General features: G+C 63.3%; 26 protein-coding genes. 17 read left to right on the top strand and 9 right to left on the bottom strand.

Annotated elements, in window-relative coordinates:
• Positions 1–20 precede the first annotated feature (20 nt).
• Together ACKWRH_RS42040 and ACKWRH_RS42035 are read left to right on the top strand one after the other, a co-directional pair.
• Positions 21–791: an SDR family oxidoreductase gene (locus tag ACKWRH_RS42040; RefSeq protein WP_445218330.1), complete on the top strand. Its 771-nt coding sequence runs from the start codon at positions 21–23 to the stop codon at positions 789–791.
• Between the two features lie 121 nt (positions 792–912).
• Complete coding sequence (locus ACKWRH_RS42035) at positions 913–1323, top strand: DUF2000 family protein (RefSeq protein ID WP_445222572.1); 411 nt, start codon at positions 913–915, stop codon at positions 1321–1323.
• A 2-nt stretch (positions 1324–1325) separates the two neighbouring features.
• Here the strand turns inward: ACKWRH_RS42035 and ACKWRH_RS42030 are convergent, their stop codons facing one another.
• Genes ACKWRH_RS42030 through ACKWRH_RS42015 form a run of 4 tightly spaced genes read right to left on the bottom strand, consistent with a single transcriptional unit; the run spans position 1326 to position 3249 of the window.
• Entirely contained in the window at positions 1326–1565 is a 240-nt protein-coding gene (locus tag ACKWRH_RS42030; RefSeq protein ID WP_445218329.1) for a hypothetical protein, read from the bottom strand.
• A 46-nt stretch (positions 1566–1611) separates the two neighbouring features.
• On the bottom strand, positions 1612–1878 hold the full coding sequence (locus ACKWRH_RS42025; RefSeq protein WP_445218328.1) for a DUF6510 family protein: 267 nt from the start codon (positions 1876–1878) through the stop codon (positions 1612–1614).
• Between the two features lie 5 nt (positions 1879–1883).
• Positions 1884–2645, bottom strand: coding sequence for a ferredoxin reductase (locus ACKWRH_RS42020; RefSeq protein WP_445218327.1), 762 nt, complete (start codon positions 2643–2645; stop codon positions 1884–1886).
• Complete coding sequence (locus tag ACKWRH_RS42015) at positions 2632–3249, bottom strand: sulfite oxidase-like oxidoreductase (RefSeq protein ID WP_445218326.1); 618 nt, start codon at positions 3247–3249, stop codon at positions 2632–2634. Before ACKWRH_RS42015 ends, ACKWRH_RS42020 begins: the two co-directional genes overlap by 14 nt.
• Positions 3250–3461: 212 nt before the next feature.
• On the opposite strand from ACKWRH_RS42015, the gene ACKWRH_RS42010 reads away from it, so the two are divergent.
• From ACKWRH_RS42010 to ACKWRH_RS41950, 13 genes are all read left to right on the top strand, one after another.
• Positions 3462–5000, top strand: a complete 1539-nt coding sequence (locus ACKWRH_RS42010) for an amidase (protein ID WP_445218325.1) — start codon at positions 3462–3464, stop codon at positions 4998–5000.
• Positions 5001–5247: 247 nt separating this feature from the next.
• The gene (locus ACKWRH_RS42005; RefSeq protein ID WP_445218324.1) at positions 5248–5856 is read left to right on the top strand and encodes a cytochrome P460 family protein; all 609 of its coding nucleotides are present in this window, start codon (positions 5248–5250) and stop codon (positions 5854–5856) included.
• Between the two features lie 24 nt (positions 5857–5880).
• Positions 5881–6462, top strand: coding sequence for a cytochrome P460 family protein (locus ACKWRH_RS42000; protein ID WP_445218323.1), 582 nt, complete (start codon positions 5881–5883; stop codon positions 6460–6462).
• Positions 6463–6524: 62 nt separating this feature from the next.
• A complete protein-coding gene (locus ACKWRH_RS41995) occupies positions 6525–7799 on the top strand; it encodes a beta-propeller fold lactonase family protein (protein ID WP_445218322.1) in 1275 nt (424 codons plus the stop codon).
• A gap of 231 nt (positions 7800–8030) precedes the next feature.
• On the top strand, positions 8031–8822 hold the full coding sequence (locus ACKWRH_RS41990; RefSeq protein ID WP_445218321.1) for an urease accessory protein UreD: 792 nt from the start codon (positions 8031–8033) through the stop codon (positions 8820–8822).
• A 26-nt stretch (positions 8823–8848) separates the two neighbouring features.
• A complete protein-coding gene (locus ACKWRH_RS41985) occupies positions 8849–9151 on the top strand; it encodes an urease subunit gamma (protein ID WP_028148889.1) in 303 nt (100 codons plus the stop codon).
• Between the two features lie 6 nt (positions 9152–9157).
• The gene (locus tag ACKWRH_RS41980; protein WP_445218320.1) at positions 9158–9736 is read left to right on the top strand and encodes a HupE/UreJ family protein; all 579 of its coding nucleotides are present in this window, start codon (positions 9158–9160) and stop codon (positions 9734–9736) included.
• Positions 9733–10071, top strand: a complete 339-nt coding sequence (locus ACKWRH_RS41975; RefSeq protein WP_445218319.1) for an urease subunit beta — start codon at positions 9733–9735, stop codon at positions 10069–10071. The genes ACKWRH_RS41980 and ACKWRH_RS41975 overlap by 4 nt, the downstream gene beginning before the upstream one ends.
• 12 nt (positions 10072–10083) lie before the next feature.
• Positions 10084–11787, top strand: a complete 1704-nt coding sequence (gene ureC, locus ACKWRH_RS41970) for an urease subunit alpha (RefSeq protein ID WP_445218318.1) — start codon at positions 10084–10086, stop codon at positions 11785–11787.
• A 137-nt stretch (positions 11788–11924) separates the two neighbouring features.
• A complete protein-coding gene (locus ACKWRH_RS41965; RefSeq protein WP_445218317.1) occupies positions 11925–12509 on the top strand; it encodes an urease accessory protein UreF in 585 nt (194 codons plus the stop codon).
• On the top strand, positions 12506–13195 hold the full coding sequence (ureG, locus tag ACKWRH_RS41960) for an urease accessory protein UreG (protein WP_445218316.1): 690 nt from the start codon (positions 12506–12508) through the stop codon (positions 13193–13195). The genes ACKWRH_RS41965 and ureG overlap by 4 nt, the downstream gene beginning before the upstream one ends.
• Positions 13192–13503: a chorismate mutase gene (locus ACKWRH_RS41955; protein ID WP_445218315.1), complete on the top strand. Its 312-nt coding sequence runs from the start codon at positions 13192–13194 to the stop codon at positions 13501–13503. The genes ureG and ACKWRH_RS41955 overlap by 4 nt, the downstream gene beginning before the upstream one ends.
• A gap of 24 nt (positions 13504–13527) precedes the next feature.
• Positions 13528–13965 (top strand): VirK family protein, encoded by a 438-nt coding sequence (locus ACKWRH_RS41950; protein WP_445218314.1) that lies wholly within the window; start codon positions 13528–13530, stop codon positions 13963–13965.
• A 10-nt stretch (positions 13966–13975) separates the two neighbouring features.
• Here the strand turns inward: ACKWRH_RS41950 and ACKWRH_RS41945 are convergent, their stop codons facing one another.
• The 5 genes from ACKWRH_RS41945 to ACKWRH_RS41925 form a co-directional block, all read right to left on the bottom strand.
• Positions 13976–14329 (bottom strand): hypothetical protein, encoded by a 354-nt coding sequence (locus tag ACKWRH_RS41945; RefSeq protein WP_445218313.1) that lies wholly within the window; start codon positions 14327–14329, stop codon positions 13976–13978.
• An 87-nt stretch (positions 14330–14416) separates the two neighbouring features.
• On the bottom strand, positions 14417–15295 hold the full coding sequence (locus tag ACKWRH_RS41940; protein ID WP_445218312.1) for a copper chaperone: 879 nt from the start codon (positions 15293–15295) through the stop codon (positions 14417–14419).
• Positions 15296–15304: 9 nt separating this feature from the next.
• Positions 15305–16957: a tyrosinase family protein gene (locus ACKWRH_RS41935; RefSeq protein ID WP_445218311.1), complete on the bottom strand. Its 1653-nt coding sequence runs from the start codon at positions 16955–16957 to the stop codon at positions 15305–15307.
• A 234-nt stretch (positions 16958–17191) separates the two neighbouring features.
• Positions 17192–18229: a thermonuclease family protein gene (locus tag ACKWRH_RS41930; protein ID WP_445218310.1), complete on the bottom strand. Its 1038-nt coding sequence runs from the start codon at positions 18227–18229 to the stop codon at positions 17192–17194.
• Between the two features lie 313 nt (positions 18230–18542).
• On the bottom strand, positions 18543–19037 hold the full coding sequence (locus ACKWRH_RS41925) for a hypothetical protein (protein WP_445218309.1): 495 nt from the start codon (positions 19035–19037) through the stop codon (positions 18543–18545).
• A 263-nt stretch (positions 19038–19300) separates the two neighbouring features.
• Between ACKWRH_RS41925 and ACKWRH_RS41920 the strand changes: the two genes are divergently transcribed.
• Positions 19301–22342, top strand: a complete 3042-nt coding sequence (locus tag ACKWRH_RS41920) for an ATP-binding protein (RefSeq protein ID WP_445222571.1) — start codon at positions 19301–19303, stop codon at positions 22340–22342.
• A gap of 336 nt (positions 22343–22678) precedes the next feature.
• A complete protein-coding gene (locus tag ACKWRH_RS41915) occupies positions 22679–23899 on the top strand; it encodes an OpgC domain-containing protein (RefSeq protein WP_445218308.1) in 1221 nt (406 codons plus the stop codon).
• Positions 23900–23919 lie beyond the last annotated feature (20 nt).

Below are 23919 nucleotides of genomic sequence, written 5' to 3'. Positions count from 1 at the left end.
AGGCATTCGGGAGAGTTCATATGTCGAAATCGGTCGCCATCGTGACGGGCGCGAGCCAGGGAATCGGCCGGGCGACCGCGGTGCGCCTGGCGCGCGATTTCTCGGCGCTTGCCCTGGTCGCGCGAAACCGCGCCAATCTCGAGGACACCGCAAAGGCGGTCAGGGCCGCCGGCGCCGGGGTGCTGGTGATCGATGCCGATCTGGCCGAACCTCGTGCTGCTCAATCTGTCGTCGACCAGACCTTGGCGGCGTTCGGCCGGATCGATGCCCTGCTCAATATCGCAGGCGCGGTACCTCAGGTCGATCTGTTCGAGACGACGGAGGCGCAGTGGGAAGCCGGACTGGCGTTGAAGCTGCATGGCGCCCGGCGGCTCACGATCGCCGCCTGGCCGTCGCTCATGGCCGCGATGGGGGCGGTGGTGTTGATGTCAGGAAACTCGGCCTCTTTCCCCAAGGCGCCCTATGCCGCGGTCGGCACCATCAACGCTGCAATCGTCGCCTTGGCAAAGGCGTTCTCCGACAAGGGAATCAGCGATGGCGTCCAGGTCAACAGCGTCCTGCCGGGGCCGGTGATGACGGGCCGCCGCCGCTCCTACCTCGAGCACTGGGCGCCCCTGCACAGCATGAGCGTCGAGGAAGCTATGGCGAAGTTTCCCAAGGACGCCGGGATCGCGCGTTACGGCGAGCCGGAGGAGATTGCCGAGTTGATCGCGTTCCTCGTATCCCCCGGGGCGCGCTGGATGACCGGCGCGGCGTTGCGGATGGACGGCGGCGAGGTGAAATCGATATAATCGGTTTACACCCGAAGGGCGTCCGCGGAAATGGGCCGCCTGCAACAGCGTTCGATGCGCGCAAGCTTGGGGAGGGCTCTTTCGCTCTCCGCCAGCGTTGAGGAATAGCGACAAAACCGTCATGCAATTTGATACCAAAATCGCGGTTGTGGTCCGCACCGACCTTGAGCCGTGGCAGAAACTGAACGTGGCCTCCTTCCTCGCCAGCGGGATCGCGGCGGCTTTTCCGGCTTGCATCGGCGATCCCTACGAAGACGGCTCCGGGACGAAATATCTGCCGTTGATCGGCCAGCCCATCCTGATCTATGGCGCCGACCGCGCGGCGCTATCACGCGCGCTCGAGCGCACACTGGCGCGCGGAGTGACGCCGGGGCTCTATACCGAGGACATGTTCAGGACCGCTCACGACGCCGCCAACCGCGAAGTCGTGAAGGCAGTTTCCCGCACAGACCTGAATCTGGTTGGGATTTCCATGCGCGCCGAGCGCAAGGTGATCGACAAGATCGTCGACGGGTTGAAATTTCACAGCTGACGCTACCCGATCTGCTCCGGCCGGCCTTTTCGGTCTTCGCCAGATCTGGCTCTGAGGAGCTGTTCGCGACGCGTGATCAGAATCTCGAGCCGTGCGGCCTGATCGTCAATTCGCTGGCCGACGAGCTCTTCGCTCATCGCGGCGAGATGTGAGGTCGACTGTTCAATCAGCTCGCGAAGCTTCGCCGCCGTGGCGGCAATCTGGCGCTCGATTTCAGCGAGGTGGATGTCTTCACCGTGCATGGGGGTCTTTGATTTCAGACTTTTGGCGGGCGATCGGGCGCGGCATTCAGAAGTACAGGTGCCGGGCACCGTGCATTTCAAGAACACATCCCCTCTGAGTGCGCGTCGCCCTCAGCAGATCGCTTCCGCAATCGGCGCATTTGACGACCGCCTCGAGCGGCCCGCCGTCGATGGCCAGAGAGCCAAGGCAGGACACGGTGTTGCATGCCGCGCACCGGATCTTCGTCAGGGTGATGTCAAAGGCAAAGGCTTCTTGAAGCAAATGTGTGCCGGGATCACCGCCAAGAATGAGGTCGGCGATGTTGTCTGCCATGGCGGTCATGCTCCTGTTGGCCCGAAACGCTCGGTTCTTATGGCGAGAGGGTCGAAGCCGAGCTTCACGAGCATGCTCGAGATACCTTCGACAAACCCGGTGGGACCGCAAATGAAGAACGTGGGATTCTGCTCGCGCGCAAAGCTGCTCTCTGCGAGCAGAGCCTCGTTGACCCGTCCCCGATGTCCGTTCCAGTCGCTCGGATGCTCGCGGGTGAGCGCATAGACCAGTCGCAGGTCGCGATCGCCGTGAGCCATCGCATCGAGTTCATCCCGGTACACGATTTCGGCAAGGCTGCGTGCCGAATAGATCAATGATGCCGGTATGGGTGTGAGCGACCTCCTGCGGTGGCGCAACATAGCCATCAGCGGGGTAATCCCGGTGCCGCCCGCGACCAGGCAAATCGGTCCACCGCGCCTCTGGCTCCAGATGAAATGCCGCCCAATGGGTCCACGAAATTCGAGAGCGTCACCAACCTGCAATTCGTCGAGGAGATAGGGGGACACCTCACCGTCCTCGACCCGTTCCACGGTGAGAGTGAGCAGTTCTTCTTCCGGGGGCGATGCGATCGAGTAACTTCGTTCGGCTTGATAGCCGTCATCGGCGGTGAGACGGATGTCGACGTGCTGGCCGGGCCAGTGCCCGGACCAGTTGGCCGGCTGCAGGATGATGCTCTTCACCCGGCTTGTTTCGGCCACGATGGCCTGCACGCGACCGGTCTGCCATGCGATCCTGGGCGGCTGCAGCGGCGCATCAGTCGCCGTCATAACGTTGCTCCCGCCAGGGATCGCCATAGTTGTGATAACCACGCGATTCCCAGAACCCGGGCTCGTCCTTGGGCATGAAGCGGAGCCTTCGCAGCCACTTTGCGCTCTTCCAGAAGTAAAGATGCGGCACCAGGAGTCGCGCGGGGCCGCCGTGCGCCGGGGCGAGCGGCAGACCCTCATAGCGGGTCGCGATCATCGCCTTTCCCGCGACCAGGTCGGTCACCGGAAGGTTCGTCGTGTATCCGCCGTCGCAATGCGCCATGACATAGGCGTCCGGCGGCTCGCTCACCCCGACCACCTTGAGCAGATCGTCGAAGCTGACACCCTGCCAGACCGTGCTGAGCTTCGTCCATTTGGTGACGCAGTGAATGTCGACCGTGATCGTGGTCTGGGGCAGTGCCTCGAATTCGTCCCAGGTCCATTTGCCTAGCAACGATCCGCCGAGTTGAAGCGCAATCTTCCAGTCGGCGATACGGATATCCGGCGTGGGTCCGGCGGACAACACCGGGAAGTCGGTCGTCAGATACTGGCCCGGCGGCAGCCGTGCGGCTTCGGGTGCCTGTCGCTTGGATTTGAAGCCGCGAGAAACGGGAGGTCGGTCCATGGAAGCGTGCCCTTGTGCGGTGACGCGCGGGATGTCCCAACGCGCGTCGACTTAACCTGCAGCCCACATGAACCCTGATCGATGCCTTGTCGATGGGCGTCGCGGTGAATGCATCAAGATTGCGAAAGACGAAGCAATCGCGGCTGCGCGGGCAAGAACTGTTTCAATGTCAAATGCGGCTTCGTTCTGAAGTGGTTCAGAAGGAGGAAACGATGTCGAGCGTGAGCCTGCCCTTGCATTCCGACGAACTCGCTTACCTCACCGCGCACGAGCTGGCAGCTCGCATCCGGCGGCGTGATCTGTCGCCGGTTGACGTGGTCGATGCGTTCATCCGGCGCATCGAAGCGCGCAACCCGAGCCTGAATGCGCTGGTCTATCTCGATTTCGACGGCGCTCGCGCGAGAGCGAAAGAGGCCGAGCGCGCATTGGTCGCCGGCGAGCAGTGGGGGCCACTGCACGGCATCCCGTCGGCGCTCAAGGATCTGTTCGACTTCAAGCCGGGCTGGCCTGCGAGCCTGGGCGGCATCCGGGCGCTCAAGCACCACGTCGTGGACGGTTACTGCGTGTTCTGCGAACGCATGGAGAAGCGTGGCGGCGCGGTGTTCCTCGGCAAGACCAACAGCCCCCTCATGGGATTCCGAGGCACCTGCGATAACTACCTCTTTGGTCCCACGCGCAACCCGTTCAATCTTGCCAAGAACACGGGCGGCTCATCCGGAGGAAGCGCCGCGGCGGTCGCCGATGGACTGCTACCCATTGCAGAAGGTACGGATGCCGGCGGCTCGATACGAATCCCTTCCGCCTGGTGCGGAGTCTATGGCTACAAGGCGTCGTTCGGACGCGTGCCGTTCCTCGTGCGTCCCAACGCGTTCGGCGTGGCCGATTCTCCGTTCCTGTTCGAAGGGCCCATCACGCGGACGGTCGAAGATGCCGCCATCGCGTTGAACGTACTCGCCGGCCCTGATCCGCGAGACCCCTTCAGCCTGATCGAGCCGCCCGTCGATTTCACCGCGGCGACCCGTCGTTCGATCCGTGGCCTCAAGATTGCCTATAGTCCGGATCTGGACGTCTTTCCGGTCGACGGAAAAGTCGCGGCGACGGTCCGCCGCGCGGTACAGGCGTTCGAGGAAGCCGGCGCTCACGTGGAGGAAGTGAAGCTCGGCATCGTCCGCTCGCAACGTGAGCTGAGCGACGTCTGGTCGCGTCTCTACATGCTTCTGAACCTGCAGGCGATCGAGAACATGAAGCGCGACGGCATCGATCTGTTCGGCAAGCATCGCGACGACTTTCCGCCTGAATACATGGATTGGGTCGAGAAGACCAATCGCATGTCGGGGCTCGATTTCTTCCGCGACCAGGTCGTCCGGTCGGAGGTCTACGATGCCTTCCAGAACGTCCTTGAGAGATTCGATCTGTTGGTCACGCCAACCGTCGCGTGCCCGCCGGTCGACAACGCCAGCGACGGCAACACGGTTGGGCCGAAGTCGATCAATGGTGTCGAGATAGATCCTCTGATCGGATGGGGCCTGACCTACTTCGTCAACTTCACCGGCCATCCGGCAGCCTCGATCCCGGCGGGTCTGTCCGACGGTCTTCCGGTCGGGATGCAGATCATAGGTCGGCGAAACGCCGACTTCGACGTGCTGGCCGCGAGCGCGGCTTTCGAGCGGCTTCGTCCCTGGCAGGACAATTACCGGATCTGCCGAGAGCGCCCGCTGAGAGCAACCCCGCTTTCAGACCTCACCCGCTGACCTTGCACCCTCTCGGCCGTTTCCATGGCCGTCCGCGCCGCGATCGCGGCGCCGATTGGGGCCGCGCGTCCTGCATTCGAAGCGTGAACCTCTTCACCGATCGCAAGTTCGGCACGGAATGCATCAAGATGGCCAAAGCGGAAGCAATCGCCAGCGCGCAGGATCCTCCGCGACTGGCTAAGTCATCTCTCGACAGGTCAATCGTGCCGGCGCCTCGCGCGTTCGGCCGCAGTCGCGGGAGAAGACAATGCGCGTGAGAGTCCAGGCAGCAGCGGCGGTCATCGTAGGCAGTGCGGTCGCAACGATCCTGTTCTTCGGATCGCTCAAGGATAGCAATGCCCAGAGCAATACGCGATATCTGCCGGAATACACCGCGGACGGGCAGTTGCTCTTGCCGAAGAATTTCCACGAGTGGGTCTATGTCGGCTCGCCGCTGACGCCGAATGCCCTCAACGGCGGGCAGGCGAATTTCCCGGAATTCCACAACGTCTATATCGAGCCGGGATCGTACGCGATCTACAAGAAGACCGGTGAATTCCCGGAAGGGACGATCCTGTTCAAGGAGCTGCAGCTGACGTTGCCGCAGGAGAATGCCGACGGTTCGCGAACGGAAGCGTCGGGACGTGGCTACTTCCCGGGCAGGTGGAACGGCGCTGACGTGACCGTCAAGGATTCGAAGCGCTTCGCCGACACCAACGGGTGGGGTTATTTCAACTTCAATCACCACGAACCGAAGGCGTCGATGGCCAAGGTGAAGTCGAAGGACGAGTGCGCCTACTGCCATATCGCCAACGCCAAGAAGGATGAGGTCTGGACCCAGTTCTATCCTCTGCTGGACAACAAGGACGCGCGGTGACCGCGTAATCGGCGGAAGATCGGCATGAAAATCCTCAAAGCCGCTTGTGTCGCCTTCGTCGTGATCCTCGGGATCGCGGCCGTGGTCAGGCAGTCACAGCTGCGGGCGAACGCGGCGGATGGCGTTTCGACCGGTGCGAGCGTCGCCGACCGCGACGGGCAGCTGCACGTGCCCGATGACTATCGTACGACCTATCAAATGCTCGGAAGCTGGGCGATTGCGGCAGACGACAATCACGGCTCGAAGGAGCTTCACGTCGTGTACGCCTCGCCCGGAGTGATCGACGCCTATCGGAAGGACAAGCGCTTCCCGGACGGTGCGGTGCTGGTCAAGGAGGTGTTCAAGGCGGCAACCTCTGAAATGACGACCGGTACCGTCAGCCGCGCCGATGCTTTGAAGGGGTGGTTCGTGATGGTGAAGGACTCAGCGAACCGTCACCCGGAGAGCGCGTTGTGGGGCGACGGCTGGGGATGGTCCTGGTTCGACGCGGGCGATCGCTCAAAAACGACGACGACGAATTACAGGGCCCAATGCCAGGCGTGCCACGTGCCCGTGCGGGCGTCCGACTGGGTTTACATCGATGGATACCCTCCGCTGAAGCCATAGCGATGGTGCAGGTCACCGAAAGTCATTCGATTTACCAAAGCCAATCATCAAAGGAGCGAGAGATGGCTAAAGAGGCGACGACGAGCGAGATGGGAATGTCGAAGGGGCAGACTGGCCATCTCTATATCCAGACCAACGAGATCGACAACGCCATTATTCACTACACGCGGCAGGCGGACGGCAAGCTGGCCGAGGTCGCGCGTATCAAGACGGGCGGGGCCGGCTCCGGTGAATTCAAGCCGATCAGCGGCCAGGACAGCGCGCCCAACTCCTACGAGGGTGCGGGAAGCGTCATCATTACATCCGATCGGCGTTTTTTGTTTGCGACCAATGGCGGAGACAACTCCGTTTCGAGCTTCCGCCTGGAGAGCGACGGTCGTCTCACGCTGCTCGACGTGAAGTCGACCGGAAACCCGGTCGAGGGCAGGAGCGGCACGGCCAAATCGCTGGCTTTCGCTCCGTCGACGCGCACCCTCTTCGTGCTGCACGCGTTCGGACCGGATCATCTTCGGCTGATGTCGGTCGATGCCGAAGGCATGCTCAAGACGCGGCCTGAGGGATACACGGTGAACACGTACAGCAAGCGGAACCGTGTCTCCACCATGGTCGTCGTCTCGCCCGACGAGGAGCTTGTGCTCGTCGGCACCACTTTCGACGAGCCGATCGCGCTCACCGGCTTGTATCCCGACGGCTCACCGATTCTCTGGGTCCAGCGCGCTGGCGGCGCGTTGCACTCGATCGCGTCGAATGCACCGGATCCGGACGGCCTCGCCGTGTTCGCCCTGCAAAAGGACGGCTCGCTCGGCACGGCCAGGTTCTACGATGCGAAGGGCGGTTCTCCGTTCTACATCGCGTTCCTGAATCAGCGTCCGAATACGTTCGTGATCGGCTATGCCGTCGGCGACGGATGCTCGATCTGCACCATCGAGAAGAACGGCTCGATCAAGATCGGCCCGCTCGTCAAGATCGACACCAGCGCGGGCCTGCCGTCCGAGCTGTGCTGGCTGGCCATCGCTCCCGATGATCGCACGATCTACGCGACGAACTTTGGCTACAGCAACATCAGCAGCTACCGGATCAATGGTAGCGGCCTGGAGATTGCGTGCGATCCGGCGTGTCCGAAGGTCCCCGGCGACGGCACCGCGAGGGGATTGAACGGAACCGTGACGAGCGGTCCCAGCGATAGCTGGATCTCGCCCGACGGCGCCTATCTCTATCAGATCTACGGCAACGCCTCGAAGCTGGTCAGCTACAGCACTCAGCCGGACGGTTCGCTGAAGGAGATCGGCAGCGTCAAGATCCCGTACAACGGCTCCCAGGGCCTTGCGGGTTTCTGATCCCGGGTTCGCGACACGAGGGCCGGGCGTGGTCGGCATTGCCGTTCCGCGCCCGGCCTCTCCCTCGCCGATATGCGAGACACACACGGTCAATCATGAGCCCCGAGACGGATGTTTGAAGCAATTCACGAGCGCTCTCGCGGGACATCCGCGGCTCATCCCGGCCGTCCGGGAGAAGGGCAGGGCGCCACGGAGAAATTCGATCTGCAGCGCGCTGTCGGGGAAGCTCGCATGGTGTTCTCCGGCGCCGCAAACGGCACGGAGATCATCGACGTCTATCAGAAGTTTCCGATGGCCGTTGCCTTCCCGAATGTCGACGATCGTCGGCGCAAGGAGGCGGTCCTCATCAATACATCGGGCGGCGTCGCGGGCGGCGACGAGATCAGGATCGAGGTGGTCGCTCAAGGCAATGCGTCGGTCGCGGTGACCACGCAGGCCGCGGAGAAGGTCTACCGGGCGCTGGATCGGCCTGCCCGAATCCGGACGCGGCTAAGGGCTGAGGGAAATGCCCGGCTTGCGTGGCTCCCACAGGAGACGATCGTCTTCAACCAGGCGCGCATCGCGCGGCACACCGAGATCGATGTGAGCTCGGGCACTGAATTGATTGCCCTGGAGTGGCTGGTTCTTGGCCGCATCGAGAGCGGCGAGGAGGTGGTTGCCGGACATATCCTGGACAGTTGGCGCGTCAGGGTCGATGGCCGCATGGTATGGGCAGATGGCTTCCTCGCGTCAGACCAGGCTCTCCTGCAGCTTCGGAAGACGGCCCTGCTCTCGAACTGGAAGGCGATCGCGACAATGATCTATTTCGGTCCGGGTCTCGAGGCCCGGCTCGAGAGATTGCGCGAGATCGGCGCTTCGCTGGAATGCGCGTGCGGCGTCACGATCGTGGGCGCGATCATCGTGGTCCGGGTCGCCGCGATTGCAAGCGTGGACCTCAGGCGAGGTCTGCGCCGCTTCCTCGATCAACTCGACCATGAACTCGGATCCGGTCCCTTCGGAGTGCCGAAGATGTGGTCCTGTTAGCAGCGCGGCCGAGAGGGAGGAGCATCTTGAATCTGACGCCACGGGAACGAGACAAGCTGATGATAGCCCTCGCCGCGATAGTTGCGCGCGGCCGGCTCGCGCGCGGCGTCAAGCTGAATTATCCCGAAAGCATCGCATTGATTTCGGATGCCATCATGGAAGGCGCCCGCGACGGACGATCGGTCGCGGATCTGATGTCCGAAGGCGGCCGGCTGCTGCGCCGCGACCAGGTCATGGAGGGCATCCCGGAAATGATCCGCGAGATCCAGGTGGAGGCGACGTTTCCGGACGGGACCAAACTTGTCCCGGTGCACAACCCGATTCGATAGGAGCTGATGATGCGCATCATCCCGATCTGCGTCGCCGCGCTGAGCCTGCTTGCATCGCCGGCGTTCGCTCATCCCGTTCCGGGCGCGGGTAGTTCGTTCGACGCCGGTCTCGTCCATCCCTTCAGCGACGCTGATCATCTGATTGCGATCACCTTGGTGGGAACGTGGAGCGCGCTGGTGGGCGGATCCGCGAGAGCGGTGTGGCCGCTGACCTTTCTGATCGCGATGCTGGGCGGCTTCGCCGCCGCAAGCGCGGGACTTCAGATGGGCTTTGTGGAGGCGGCGATCAGCCTCTCGGTGGTGGCGCTGGGAGCGTTCGTTGCGTTCGAGTTCAGGATGCCCGTCATGCTGGGCGCGGCGGCCGTCGGCCTGTTCGCGTTCTTCCATGGTCACGCCCACGGAACTGAAGCCGCCTCGATGCTTGTTCCCTACGTGATCGGCTTCACGACGGCGACCGCCGCTCTTCTCCTGACCGGCATGGTCATCGGGTTCTGGGGAGGACACGCGGTCAGAAGAAGCTTGCTTCGCGCGGCGGGCGTATGCGCCGGGCTTGTCGGGCTGCTGCTGCTTGGAGGCGTGGCATGATTCCCGGGGAGGTCATTCCGGCGGACGGCGACATCGTCCTGAACGGGGACAGGACCGGACCATCGATCGCCGTAGCCAACACCGGGGACCGGCCGGTCCAGGTGGGCAGCCATTATCACTTCGCCGAAGTGAACGCCGCACTCGTGTTCGATCGATCCGCCGCTCGTGGATGCCGCCTCGATATCCCGGCGGGGACGGCCGTGCGGTTCGAGCCGGGTCAGTCGCGCGAGGTCTCGTTGATTCCGTTTGCCGGAGCGCGGCGCATCTACGGCTTCAGCGGCGGCGTGATGGGACCTCTGGAATCAGGGACCGATGCGTCCAGCGCCAACGAATAAGGTGAGGAAGACATGTCTCACACGATGAGCCGCGCGGCCTATGCGCAGATGTTCGGCCCCACGGTCGGCGACAGGGTGCGCCTGGCGGACACCGACCTGTTCATCGAGCCCGAGAGGGACCTCACGATCTATGGCGAGGAGGTCAAGTTCGGCGGCGGCAAGGTCATTCGCGACGGCATGGGACAATCGCAGCTCACGCGCGCGCAGGGGGCGGTCGATACCGTCATTACCAACGCGCTGATCCTCGATCATTGGGGAATCGTCAAGGCCGACATCGCGATCAGGGACGGGCTCATTGCCGCCATCGGCAAGGCGGGCAACCCCGACATACAGCCGGGTGTCTCGATCATCATCGGGCCGGGGACGGAAATCATCGCGGGCGAGGGCAAGATCATCACGGCCGGCGGAATGGATACGCACATTCACTTCATCTGCCCTCAGCAGATCGACGAGGCGCTCTTCTCGGGCGTGACGACCATGATGGGTGGTGGCACCGGACCTGCCGCAGGGACGACGGCGACGACCTGTACGCCGGGGCCGTGGCACATCCATCGGATGCTCGAGGCGCTGGATGGGTTCCCGATGAACTTCGGCATTTTCGGCAAGGGCAATGCGAGCGTACCCGCGGGCCTGGTCGAGCAGATCGAAGCCGGCGCGTGCGGCCTGAAGCTGCACGAAGATTGGGGCGCAACGCCCGCATCGATCGACTGCTGTCTCTCCGTCGCCGACGACATGGACGTGCAGGTCATGATCCACACCGATTCCCTGAACGAAGGCGGGTTCGTCGAGCGCACGATCGCGGCATTCAAGGGCAGGACGATCCATGCGGCCCATACGGAAGGGGCCGGCGGCGGGCACGCGCCTGATATCATCAAGGTCTGCGGCGAGAGCAACGTCATTCCAGCCTCGACAAATCCGACGCGCCCCTACACCGCGAACACGCTCGACGAAGCACTCGACATGCTGATGGTGACCCACCATCTGGACCGTCGCATTCCGGAGGACGTCGCCTTCGCGGAGAGCCGCATACGAAAGGAGACGATCGCCGCGGAGGACATCCTGCACGATCTCGGCGCGTTCTCGATCGTGTCGTCGGATAGCCAGGCGATGGGGCGGGTCGGCGAGGTGATTACGCGGACGTGGCAGACCGCCGACAAGATGAAGAAGCAGTTCGGGCGGTTGCCGGAGGAGACCGGGCAGAGCGACAATTTCAGGGCGCGGCGCTACGTCGCGAAATACACGATCAATCCGGCCATCGTGCAGGGAATGTCACGCCATGTCGGTTCGGTCGAGGTCGGGAAGCTCGCGGACATCGTGGTCTGGGATCCGGCGTTCTTCGGGATCAAGCCCGACATGGTTTTGAAGTCCGGCATGATCGTCGCCGCGATCATGGGCGACCCCAATGCATCGATACCAACGCCTCAGCCGGAATATTACCGGCCGATGTTCGGCGCCTTTGGCCGCTCTCCCGGCAGAAATTCGGTGACCTTCGTCAGTCAGGCCTCGCTTGAGACGACGAGACAGCTGGGCCTGGCCAAGCAACTCCTGCCGGTCTCGAACACGCGATCGATCGGCAAGCATTCCATGATCCTCAACGACGCGCTGCCTCGCATGGAGGTCGATCCCGAAACCTACGAGGTGCGGGCCGACGGACGGCTCCTCACGTGTCCGCCGGTGAATGTGGTCCCGATGGCGCAGCGCTATTTCATGTACTGACGCGTTGCCGGCATGGTGGTGCGATGACAGACCAGACTTATGGACATACGGCGCTGACGTTCCTGAGGCTGCAGAGCTGGCTCTCGCCGTCGTTCCCGAACGGCGCCTACAGCTACTCGCACGGACTGGAGTGGGCCGTGGAGGCCGGCTATGTCTCCGATCGGCGCAGCCTGGTCGATTGGCTCGAGGCCGACCTTTGCTATGGCTCCGGCCGGAACGAAGCCATCTTCTTCAGCGAAGCCTACCGATGCGTGGCCGAGGGCGCCGAGGACCTGCTCCCGGATCTGGCCGAACTCGCAGCCGCTTCCCGCGGCACATCCGAATTCGTGCTCGAATCCGCCCAACAATCGTCCGCGTGCCTTACGACCCTTCGCAGTGTCTGGCCGGATCGAATTCTGGACATGTTCTCCGATCCGAAATGTCCGCCGGTGCTGGCTGTCCTGCTCGGAGCGCGGGCGGCGCGCGAGCGGATTGCCGTCGAGATCGCGCTGCCGGCATTCCTGCACAGCTATGTCGCCAATCTGGTGAGCGCGGGGGTGCGATTGGTGCCTCTCGGTCAGACCGATGGTCAGCTCGCCATCGCGGCGCTCGAGTTGCCGATCCTGTCGCGCAGTGAAATCGCAAGCCGTGAGACGGTCGACGATCTCGGTTCGGCGGGCCTGATGGTTGAGCTCGCGTCCATCGCGCACGAGCTCCAGTATACGAGGTTGTTTCGGTCATGAAGACGATTGAACGCGAGAGCAGGTCTCTCCGCACGCCCGGGATTGCGGCAACCAACGGGCCGCTGCGCGTCGGAATCGGCGGTCCGGTCGGTTCCGGAAAGACGGCGCTGGTCGAGGCGCTGTGCAAGCACCTGCGCGATTTCTACGAGATCTACGTCATCACCAACGACATCTACACCAAGGAGGATCAGCTCATTCTGACCCGCGCGCAGGCATTGGCGGCAGAGCGGATCATGGGGGTGGAGACGGGTGGCTGCCCGCATACGGCCATACGGGAGGACGCCTCGATGAACCTGGCGGCGATCCACGACATGAACCTGAAGTTTCCGGACGCGGAGCTTTGCTTCGTCGAGTCGGGCGGCGACAATCTCGCCGCCACCTTCAGCCCGGAGCTCGCGGACCTGACCGTCTACGTGATCGACGTCGCTGCGGGAGAGAAGATCCCGCGCAAGGGCGGGCCGGGAATCATGCGATCCGATCTTCTGGTGATCAACAAGATCGACCTGGCTCCCATGGTGGGCGCGAATCTGGAGATCATGGAAGCGGACGCGCGGCGGATGCGGGGCGCGCGACCGTTCATCTTCTCCAATCTGAAGAGTGGCCAAGGTGTCGATGAGATCGCGGGCTTCATTCTGCAGAAGGGCGGGTTGTCCGCCGCGACGCTGTCTGGAGGTGCCCATCGATGACGGATGATCACCAGGAGTTTGCCGGCGATCTGGCCAAGCTGCGTCGCAGCATCGACAATCTGGATGCGGCGATGGTGCACCTGCTCGCAGAACGCTTTCGCTGTACCGATGCGATCGGAGAGCTCAAGGCCAGACATGGACTGGAGTCCCGGGATCCCAGACGTGAAGCGGCGCAATTGAAGCGGCTTCGCATCCTCGCCGCACAGAGCGGGCTTGATCCGGACTTTACCCGGAGGCTGCATGCTCTGGTCGTTCGAGAAGTCATCACCAATCATGAGGCGGTGAAGTTCGAGTCGGGAGCCGGCTAGAGCCTCAATCCCTGGGAGCCACATTTGTCGAATCATCTGCGCAGCCGCGCCGCCGCTCTGGCGATCGTAGCGAGCTTCTGGACCCACCCCGCGATCGCGGATGAACCCGGAAACGCCGACTATGCGGCGCTGAACAAGGCGATCCTCGATGGCAGGGAATTTCGCATGCTCGTCGACCTCTCAGCCTGTCAAGTTCACGGCACGGGCGCGGCTGGGCCTCCGGTCAAGGCGAGCATGCGGTTTGACGGTTACATGATCCAGCCTGACGGGACGATCGCTTTTGCAACGACCCATTTCACGGTGAGACCGGACAAGGCGGTCAGGGAATTCCTGTCGTTCAGGGTGCACCCAAACGGCAGGATCGAAGCGCGCACGATGATCCTGGATGCCGTCAATGACGCCGTTCTCAAGGATACGGCATTCGACTGCGAGATTGGAAAAGGCGCGACCTTCCACTGGTGACGCGCGGTCGTTACGCGGACTGGTCAATCAGACTGCCGGGCTGCTGGTCCTTCTTCTCCAGCTGCTTTTCGATGGCGTCCCGGATCTTCTGCTCCACCGCCGCTCTCTGGTCCGGGGTCATGTTGGCGAGGTCGGCCTCGCTGAGATTCATGCTCTTCAGAATGGCAGCCCGCATACGGTCGAAGGGATTCATCTTCGCGTATTTCAGGAATTCCTGCACGACGCTGCTGTCGCCCGATGCGCCATCTTCGCTTGCTTGCGAGAGGCCACCATTGTCGGTCGCCGATGGCTTCGATGCACCGGTCGACGAGCCGGCTTTGGCAGGCTGGTAGCCGAAGATTGATGCTCCTGGCGTGACTTGCATGGTCGGCCCCTCAAGACGATCGCGAAGGGCAAGCAACGTGCGTGCCAGATCCTTTCGTTGGATTTCCCGATGTTTCCGGGCTCGCGCTCATCGGCGGCTTGAAAAAATTGCCGGCGCGGCGGTACCGCCGGCAAAGTTTGCCCGGTCGCCTGCGCGAATCGCGTCGTCGCGCGTGCCGTCGGCACCGATCGGGTTGCCTTCACTCCGGCGCTCTCCGAGCGTCGCAAGGCCAAGCCTGAACCATAGCAGCCTGGCAGCGGTCGATGGCCATCGCACCTCCCAGGCCGGGCGCCGCGGTTTGTCCAGGCGCTCGGCAATCAGGAATGCACTGGTCACGACCATCGCCGGCAAATGCACGCCTTGCGTCGCCAACGGAACGAGCATTAGCGCCCAACAGGCGCCGCAACACCAGATACCCTGGGTGACGCCATATCCGAGTGCAGCCAGGTCGGCCCTGATCCCATACGCCGCCAGCGGCGGCTGGTCGTGGCAGTGGTTCAGGCAGATCTGTTTCCCGGGGGAGAATTGCCAGACCAGGACGAGCGATCCTGCCAATGCGATCGTGACGATCGATGATGATTGCATCAGTTGCAGCGCCAGCACGGCCAGTACGATGGGAACGCCACAGGCAACCCAGATGGCGCAATATCCGATCATGAAGAGCGCTATCGACCGCATGCGTCGACGAGGTAGGCTCCGCGCACGCACGTGCCCGACAGCGCCCGCGAGCATCGGCGTCATCATCGCCGCGACCATCAGCATCCATTCGCCGGCGAGTCTTGCCGGCGAATAGAACGTCATGGCAAAGGCGAGCTGATCGAGCGACAGTGCCGGCCAGACATCGCTGTTGCAGAAGGCGACCAGCCTGCGCTGGTCCGACAACGCCACGACGGCCACCCACGCGGCGGCAGCCGCGACGGTGAGCGGAATACGGATTTGCAGACGCTCGTAGGCCGCGGGCGTCATGAGCGGCCGTCAATCGCCCTGTCGGACGATGCTGATGCGGCCGACACTCACGTCGGCCGACTGCTGCACCGGCGCGACGGCCTGTAGGCGAACGCCGACCTTTGCGGGATCGGCAGTGCCCGAACCGGCGAACTCCGAATAGGGCTTGGTAATGTTCAGCGCGTACGACAAGCCGTCTCCCGCGTGCCCGGTATCGCTCTCCGTCGCCTTGGTGATGCCGAAGAGCCCGATGCTCCCGACCTGCCGCTCGAATGACGGCGCGCCGTCCTTCCCCGCAAACTGCAGATAGACCTGCAGCACGGTGGCGTCGGAATATCCGCGCACATTCTCCAGATTGAGAAAGACCTGCTCCGCGCGTGCCCCGGGCGCGGGGCCGGCAGCCAGCCTGGCGGCAACTTTCGTATGCGTGCGCGCATCGAGCTGGACGGAGGTCTCGGCACCTTTCCCTGCGACGGGAAGCGATTGGGCATTGGCGCCTAGCACCTCAACTGCTGCTCCAGTCGATCTCGCCATCGCGACCGCTCCGGGTGGTGTCGCCGTCATGCCGGCAACGGCCACCAATGGCGCGCCTGCCGGCGAGAAATCGCTGTAAGTATAGCCCACCCCGGCAAAGTCCGACATCTGTTCCGGCGTGTACTCCCACGGCGAGCCGTCGGGGAGAGGAACGACAAATTTGTGCTGGCCGAGGCTGGCCGGTCCCTTCTTCCAACTGGCTTCTTCCGGATCCGTGTTTCGGGAATCGCTCTGCCTCCAGCTTTGCCACAGCCGATCGATATTCGCGTGGTGCAGCCAGAAGATGGGATCCAGACCGGCCGTCACCGGTGACGACATCAGTCCCGGCAATGGCCTCGTGCTCGCCTCCGGGAACATCTTCTCGCCGCCGACAAGGCCGTGAACCTGGTCGTGCGGTTGACTTTCGATGTCGCCATGCTTGGTGCCGCCGTGCTCGAAGCCGGTGTCGATGCCACCGAAGCCGCGGTCGCCGCCACTTGCCACACCCGTGAACTCGTGAACGTCCATCGCATCCAGGTTCACGGCATCGAGCGGGACGAAGACTTTGCCGGGCTGCGACGGATCGCCGGGTCCCCACCGCTGTTCAATGAAGAGGGGATTGTTGCCTGTGCCGTCCGGCCAGTCGGGGCTGCCGAATGCCGGCGGCAAGCCATCCTGACCGGATTTGAAGTAGTTCCAGTAGGGCAAGGTCCAGTCAGACGGCCCGCCGAGCGTCACGACGGTCGAACGAATGAGCTTCTCAAACCCGATCAGATAGCCGCGGTGCCACGGCAGAAAATACCAGCTGCCGTGCTGACATTGCTGCCAGAACTCGTCGAAGTCGGCCTGCGCAGGAACTTGCTCGGCGGGCCCCTTGTAGCCGTAGAACTCCCACAGGCCCTGATGATAGCCATGCATGCCGGCCCAGAAGCGCCAGCTGGTTCGATCGTTGAGCGGCTTCGGCCTCAATGCGCCAACCGCGCGCGCGTACCAGAGAATCGGATCCGCCCAGTCGCCGCCAAGCTCCCACACGTTCTGTCGAACCAGCATGCCGTTCTCCTTGTTGCTTGACTGCGGCGCCGGCCCGCCGAGAGAACGGGCAGGCAGCTCCGCCGGATTGATCTTGCTCTCATCCACCGGCTCGTTTTGAGAGCCGGCATCCTGGATCACTCGGACTTTGACCGAGGACGCTCTGCAATCGCCGCGACCCCGAAAATAGACGAAAAATCTATGGTTGTGTAGTAGCGAATTCTAACCGTTAGCGCGAGCGGTCTTTGATCAGCCAGGCTCGGCCGCCGGAAATGCCTGCAACGACAGGAGAATAGCGGCGCATGAAGATGCGAGCTCACGGCCGGCAACAATCTGCGACAAAACGCCGTCGATCCCGGTCGGCCGCGCGCATCTTCAGAACGTTGTGATCGGCTTGCCGTCCGCCCCGACGAGACTCGACGGCGCCTCGCCGAACACCAGCCCCTCCGGCTGAAACTTGATCGTCTTGCCGCCCTCGACGAAGTCGGCGAAATTGCGCGGCGTGGCCGAGTGCACGCCGTTGGTCAGGAAGTCGTCGATCTCGTAGCAGGTGTCGGGCTTGCCGCCGGAGCCTTCGCCCAAGAATTTCTGGAAGGTCTGGCTCGTCACCTTCGCCTTCTTGCGCGCCGACCAATTGGTGTAGCGGCGATAAAGTTTTGGCAGGATCACCGGGCCCTTATCGGTCGCGAGCACGTCGGTTTCGTTCTTCTTGGGCTCGCGCAGGTCGAAGTCGAAGGCGGGAGTCGTCTTGGCGAGATGCTTCCAGACCGGCAGCTTCTGCGCGCGCGCGGGCTTCGCGAGCGCGAGGAAGGCCTTGATCTCGTCGTCGTTCATCGAAGAGTAGAAGGTCGGATAGGCAAAGCCCTGCTCGACCAGCCAGTGGTTGATGTCGATGGTCTTGCCGGCGACCGTCACCTCGATGTCGCCGACCAGCCGTCCATAGGTGTCGAACACCTCGTTCGGCGCATCGACATGGGTGAACACGCGGCAGGCGAGCGTCGGCCCGCCGGCGCTGCCGAGGAAGTCATGCAGCGCCTTGCTCGTCGTCGCGCCAAGAAACTGCCGGTAGGGGCGTGTGACCTCGTGATAGGCCTGCCGCTTGGCGTCGCTCAGGCCTTTCTTCTCGGCGGCCGAGAGCGGCGAGGGCTGATAATGCAGCTCCGGCGCGTCGATGCCCTGAAGGCGAATGGTGAGCTTGCCGTTCTTGATCGGCGCCGTCGCGGTGCGGCCCTTGACCTTGGCGCCCTCGAAGACGTGGGTCGGCTGGAACGGCACCGAGTCGTTCTTGCGGAAGCGGATCGCGTCAGGGGCGACATTCACCACGACCTTGGTGGTGTCGGCGTCCGACCGGCCTTCCGGCCAGAACTGGCCGACATCGATGGTGCCTACGACCTCCAGCAGTCCAACGGGCATCGGGCGCTCCTGTTATCGCGCAGGACGATCGCCTCGTAGAGGCAACTCGCATGCACTCCGACGGGCAGCGAATCATTTTCGTGCGACAGGCCCATGACGAGAGATGGGACAGGCGCGACACGTTACGGCTTTGGCAACGGCTCTCGGCCGAAGCGGACCATGGCGCTCTCGCGATGGATTGCTCGAAAAGGGGGATAGGCTGACTGTGGGCCAGTGGCCAGTGGCATGAGCTGTCGGCAAAAACAATGCGCCCGCGCGCCTGGAGCGCGCGGGCGACGGCAATTTCTTGGACGAAGCAGAACGTTTCTGGAGATCAGGACCTGTGCGGGCAGACCATCGTGAGATAGAGCAGCGTGGGAGCCTTGTCCTCGCCCTTCTTGTACTCCCACTCCAGCCGGATCTCGTGCCGATGCGCGAAAGCATCGCTTGCCGCATGGGTGACGATCTTCGTCTTCATCGGAATCGGCGGCTCGGAGTTGAAGCATTTCCGGACACAGGCATCGAGCAGATCGCATCGGGTCAGGGGAATGACGCCCGGCTCATCCTTGGACAGGGGGACCGTGTTCGGCTGGGTGCTGAGGTCGACGCGGGCCCGGCCCTTCTCCTTGTGCCAATACTTGGCGCTTCCCTGCGGCCAATTCGATGCCGGGTTCAAAATCAGGTGGTACTGGCCGTATTCCAAAGTCGGCAGGTCGATGTCGTCCGATGCCTTGAGCTTCGCGACGCTCTTTTTCATATTCGCCAGAGGGTAGTAATTGCTGTTCATCAAGTCTCGAAATGCCTTGCCGCTATATACCAGTCCGGCCATCGCCTCTTTCCTCGATATGTCTGTTTGTCAAAATCGGTAACGGGACTGGCCGAAAATACGCGTCACGCTGCGGCCGATCACGCAATTTGTTGTGCGCAGTTACGCTACCACTCAGGACTGTACTTCGCCCAGGGAGCTACCATCCTGTAACATCGCGTATCCCGCAAGCCCAATTGCCATGCATTCCACTATGGGTAATGTACGTCAAACGCCTCGCGGGCGTTGGAGCGGGACTGCCGGAGGCAGTCGTTGAAGGCACTGGAATGCATTGCTTCGCGTGTCAGTCGGCGGTTGGTCCGGGCGACAGCTGGTGCTCCAAATGCGGAGCGGCGGTCCGTCAGCGCATCGACCCCGACAGCGAACGGCGGTTTGTGACGATTCTGCGTGCCGACGTCGTCGATTCCACAGGTCTTGTTGCCGAGCTGGAGCCGGAGGCGGCGGTGTTGCGCCTTGAACCGGCGCTCGCGGCAATGAGGGGCGCGGTGCGCCAGTTCGGCGGCATCGTCAGCAAGGAGTTGGGCGACGGGTTGGCCGCGGTATTCGGCGCCCCGATTGCCGACGACAACCATGCGCCGCTGGCCTGCCACGCGGCCATTGAGCTGGTCCGGCGTGTCGGCAGCCTGGGCGATCCCGGACTTCAGGTCCGGGTTGGCCTCCACTCGGGCCATGTCGTGGCCTACATGGTCGCGAGCGAATTCTCCAAGGTCTACGAGATCGGCGGAGCAGCCCAGCATCTGGCCGCGCGGCTTGAGGCCGCGGCCGAGGCGAACCAGATCTACGTCTCCGAGGCCTGCCAGAAGCTCGCCGATGGGCACGTCCGCTTTGAATTCCTTGGCCGCAAGGCGCTCCGCGGCTTTGGTGAACCCCAGCCCGTGTACCGGGTCATGGGCGCGAGCGATCTTTCGAGCTGGCGGGTCCGGCGAGCGCGCAGTATTTCCCGGTTCGTCGATCGCACGACGGAGCGGGCCTTGCTGTGGCGCGCTGCGGAAAGGGTCAGCGCCAGCCGGCAGACGGTCCTGCTGATGGGCGACGCCGGCATTGGCAAGTCGCGGCTTGCGCATGAGTTCGCGCAGGACCTCCGCGCCAGTGGCTGGCGGCTGATCGATGCCGAGTGCAGCCCGAATCTCCAGGGTGCGCCGTACAGCGCCCTCAAGCGTCTGTTGCTGTCGATCCTTGATCAGACCAAGGCGGACGATCCCAGAGACGCGTTGCCAACAGTACAGCAGCGAGCGGTCGACGCGGTCCTCGACCTGCCGATTTCCGATTCGCAATGGGACGAATTGGAGCCTCACGCGCGTGGTCGCGCGATTTCAGATGCGAGCTGTGCGATCGTCGAGAGCGTCGCCCGTCGCCAGCGCACGATTCTTCTGATCGAGGACCTGCACTGGATCGATCGCGCCAGCGATGCCGTTGTGGCCACCCTCTCCGGGCTGCAATGCCCCGATTTGCTTGTGCTACTGACGACGCGGCCCAATGGAATGCCGGTGTGGATCGCGCGCTGTCGCCCGGAAATCGTGGCGATGCGGCCTCTCGACGACGATTCGGGCCTGGCCATGCTCGCGGACATGCTTGGCCCCGCCACGACCAACGCAGACCTGAAGAATCGGATCATTTCTCATACGTCCAACGTTCCGCTGTTCATCGAGGAAGTCTGCCGCAATCTGAAGGACAGCGGCATGCTTCTTGGTCAGTGGGGTGATCTTTCCCTCGCGCGTCCTGTTGATGAGCTGGGTATCCCCAGCAGCATCCAGGGCGTCATCGCGGCGCGCCTTGATCGCGTGTCTCGACAAGAACGGTCACTCCTCCAGATAGCTGCGGCGCTTGGACATCGAGCAAACCAGGCCATGCTGCGGAAGGTAGCGGCCTTGCCGGAAGATGTCCTGCAGGATTGCCTTACCGCGCTCGATCGCGCCGAACTGCTTGTCAGGATCGACAGTGAATTGGAGGACTCGCTCGAATTTCGGCATGAGATGGTCCGGCAGGTGACCTACGATTCGATGGTCGAAAAGGTGCGGGACGGCATCCATGCCAGCATACTCGCAGCCCTTGAGGACGATGAGGCATGGGCCGATGGTCCGGACACCCTCTGCTATCACGCGACGAGGGCAAAGGATTGGCAGAAGGCGTTTCAACACGGCAGGAGCGCCGCTCGAAAATGTCTGGTTCGCTCGGCCTATGCCGACGCGGTCGACTATTTCGAGATCGCGATGGGATCTCTCGATAAGACTCCAGTGACGCACGCGCGAGAGGTGGATGCCATCGATCTCCGGATGGAGGCGCGTTTGGCCTTTGCCGGATCGGCGCGTGTCGCCGAAGCCCTGGATTTGGGAAGGGAAGCAGAACGCCGAGCCGATGCGATCAACGACATTGGGCGCAAGGTCGCGGCCATGACGATGAGAGCGGGGGCGCAGAATTTCTATGGAACGCCCGTCGAAGCTGTCGCGATCGGCGAAGACGTCGTGCATCTGGCGGAGACCTCGGGCAATCCCGCCTGGCGCAATCTCGCGCAGTATGGCCTCGGGCAGGCCTATTTTCTTGCCGGGCGCTACCATGGCGCAGAGGAAATGCTGGCCGCCGCCCGCGCCCATCTCGCCGCGCCCGCAGCGAGTGCCCCAATCGGCACGACTGCACGATCTTTGCTCCTGCTGTGCTGCATGATGAACAGCATCACCCGCACCGTCATGGGCGAGCTCGACGCCGCCGGCCAGCTCCAGCGACAGGCCGCCGCGATCGCGGAAGAGACCAACCGTCCCTACGACCGCGTTGCCGCCGCCTATAGCGGCGGCTGGCTGATGCTCGGCCGCAATGAGCCGGCCGCGGCCGCTGCCATTCTCGAAGACGGGTTCGTGCTGGCGCAGAAGCACGGCATCCGGCTGTTCGTGCCGGTGCTCGCCTGTCACCTCGGCATCGCCTATCTGGAGCAGGGGCTGTTCGACCGGGCGCGCGGCATGCTGGCCGAGGCGCGCGAGGAGGCGAAGGCGGTCGGCTATACCTCGGCGGTGCTGCGCAGCTCGATCTACCTTGCGCTCGCAACCTTCCGCTTCGGCGACGTCCAGGCCGCGCAGAACATGCTGCGCGAGGCGCGCAACACCGCCCGCCAGCAGGGGTTTTCCGGCCTCGAGGCCGAGGCCCTGTTCGGCGAGGCCGTGGTGACGCCATCCTCCGGCGAGGAGAACAAGGCAGCCATCCTCGCCGCCCTGCGCGCGACCATCGCGATCGCCTCCGAGAGCGGCGCGCTGCCGCTCCAGCACAAGGCCGAGGCGATGCTGAGCGAGATGCTCGCCCGGGGCGGCGAGCTGACCTGACCCTGCTCCCTCCCTGGTGTGCGATCGTACCGCCCGGTTGATTTTTTTGCCCGACGGGTCATTTGAGTTTCGCAGGCAAGGCAAGGACTTAAGAGACCGTCTCTACTGTGCATGGGGTTGTTTTCGACATTTTACAGGGAAGACCACCACCTCCTGCCGGCGCCGTTCACGGTCTCATGCGGTCTGCGCGCCCTGGTGATGAAGCCCCTTGCACGGACGCCAAGGTCGGCTACCGTCGGCACTAGCCGCAGGGCCAGGTGACTTTTGATCTACATTTTTTAGCATCCGATCTTTCGGCGCCGCGACGGCGCGGCGCCCACCGGACGAGGCGGGGCCATGATCACACGGGACCAGTCGGCTTTGTTGGCGCCGGTCGAGCGCGATTTGCGGCTCGATCTCTTCCGCGGCATCGGGTTGTGGATGATCTTCCTCGATCACATCCCGCACGACGTCGTGGCCTGGCTGACCTTGCGCAACTACGGCTTCAGTGACGCCGCCGAGTTCTTCGTCTTCATCTCTGGGTATCTGGTCGGCTGGATCTACGGGCCGATCGTCGCCGGCGGCTGGTTTCTCGCCGCGCTGAAGCGGCTGTGGCGGCGCGCGGCCGAGATGTATGTCGCCCACATCATGCTGTTCCTGTTGTTCACGGCGCAGATCGCCCGTACGGTCAGGAGGTTCGACAACCCGATGTATGCGGACGAGTTCAACGTTCACAATTTTCTCGACCATCCGGACATCCTGATAGGTCAGGCGCTCTCGCTGCGCTACAAGCCGGTCAATCTCGACGTGTTGCCGCTCTACATCACGCTGGTGCTCGCCGCGCCCTTCATCGTGTGGGGCCTGGTGCGCCGGCCGAACCTGACGCTGGCCGCCTCCGTCGTGCTGTATGTGTTGGCGCGCTGGTTCGACTGGAACATCGCCTCCTATCCTCCCGGCACGACCTGGTACTTCAACCCGTTCTGCTGGCAGCTGATGTTCGTGTTCGCGGCCTGGTGTGGCGTCGGCCAGATCGACAAGATCGCAACATGGGTGTGGTCGAAGGCGGTGATGGGACTGGCGGCGGCCTGGCTCGCCTTCGCGTTCCTGATCGTGATGACCTGGCACATCCCTGCGCTCGAGGCGCTGATCCCGAAATGGATGATCAAGGCGATCTATCCGATCGACAAGACCGACCTCGACATGCTGCGCTTCACGCACTTTCTGGCGCTGGCGATCTGGATGACCTATTTCATCCCACGCCACTGGAAAGCGTTGCGTTTGAAATGGCTGCATCCGGTCATCCTCTGCGGCCAGCATTCGCTGCCGATCTTTTGCCTCAGCGTGTTCCTGTCGTTCTCGGCGCACTGGATCCTGATGCAATTCACGAGGGGCGTCTGGGAGCAACTCGCCGTCTCGTTCGCCGGCTTCGTCATCATGTTCGGGGCGGCGTGGCTGCTCGACCGCGCCGAGCGGGTGCCCAGCCTCTTCGTCAAGGTGACGGATGTCGACGACGAGCGGGAGGCCGCCGCCGAAAGCGTGCCGGTAACGGTCATCGGCGCGGCTCCGGCTCGTCGTTGAGAACACGTCGCGTCGCCGGG

The organism is Bradyrhizobium sp. Pa8 (genome assembly GCF_052588265.1).
Note: the sequence above shows the minus strand (reverse complement) of the source record. Positions and strands in the feature narration are given on the sequence as shown.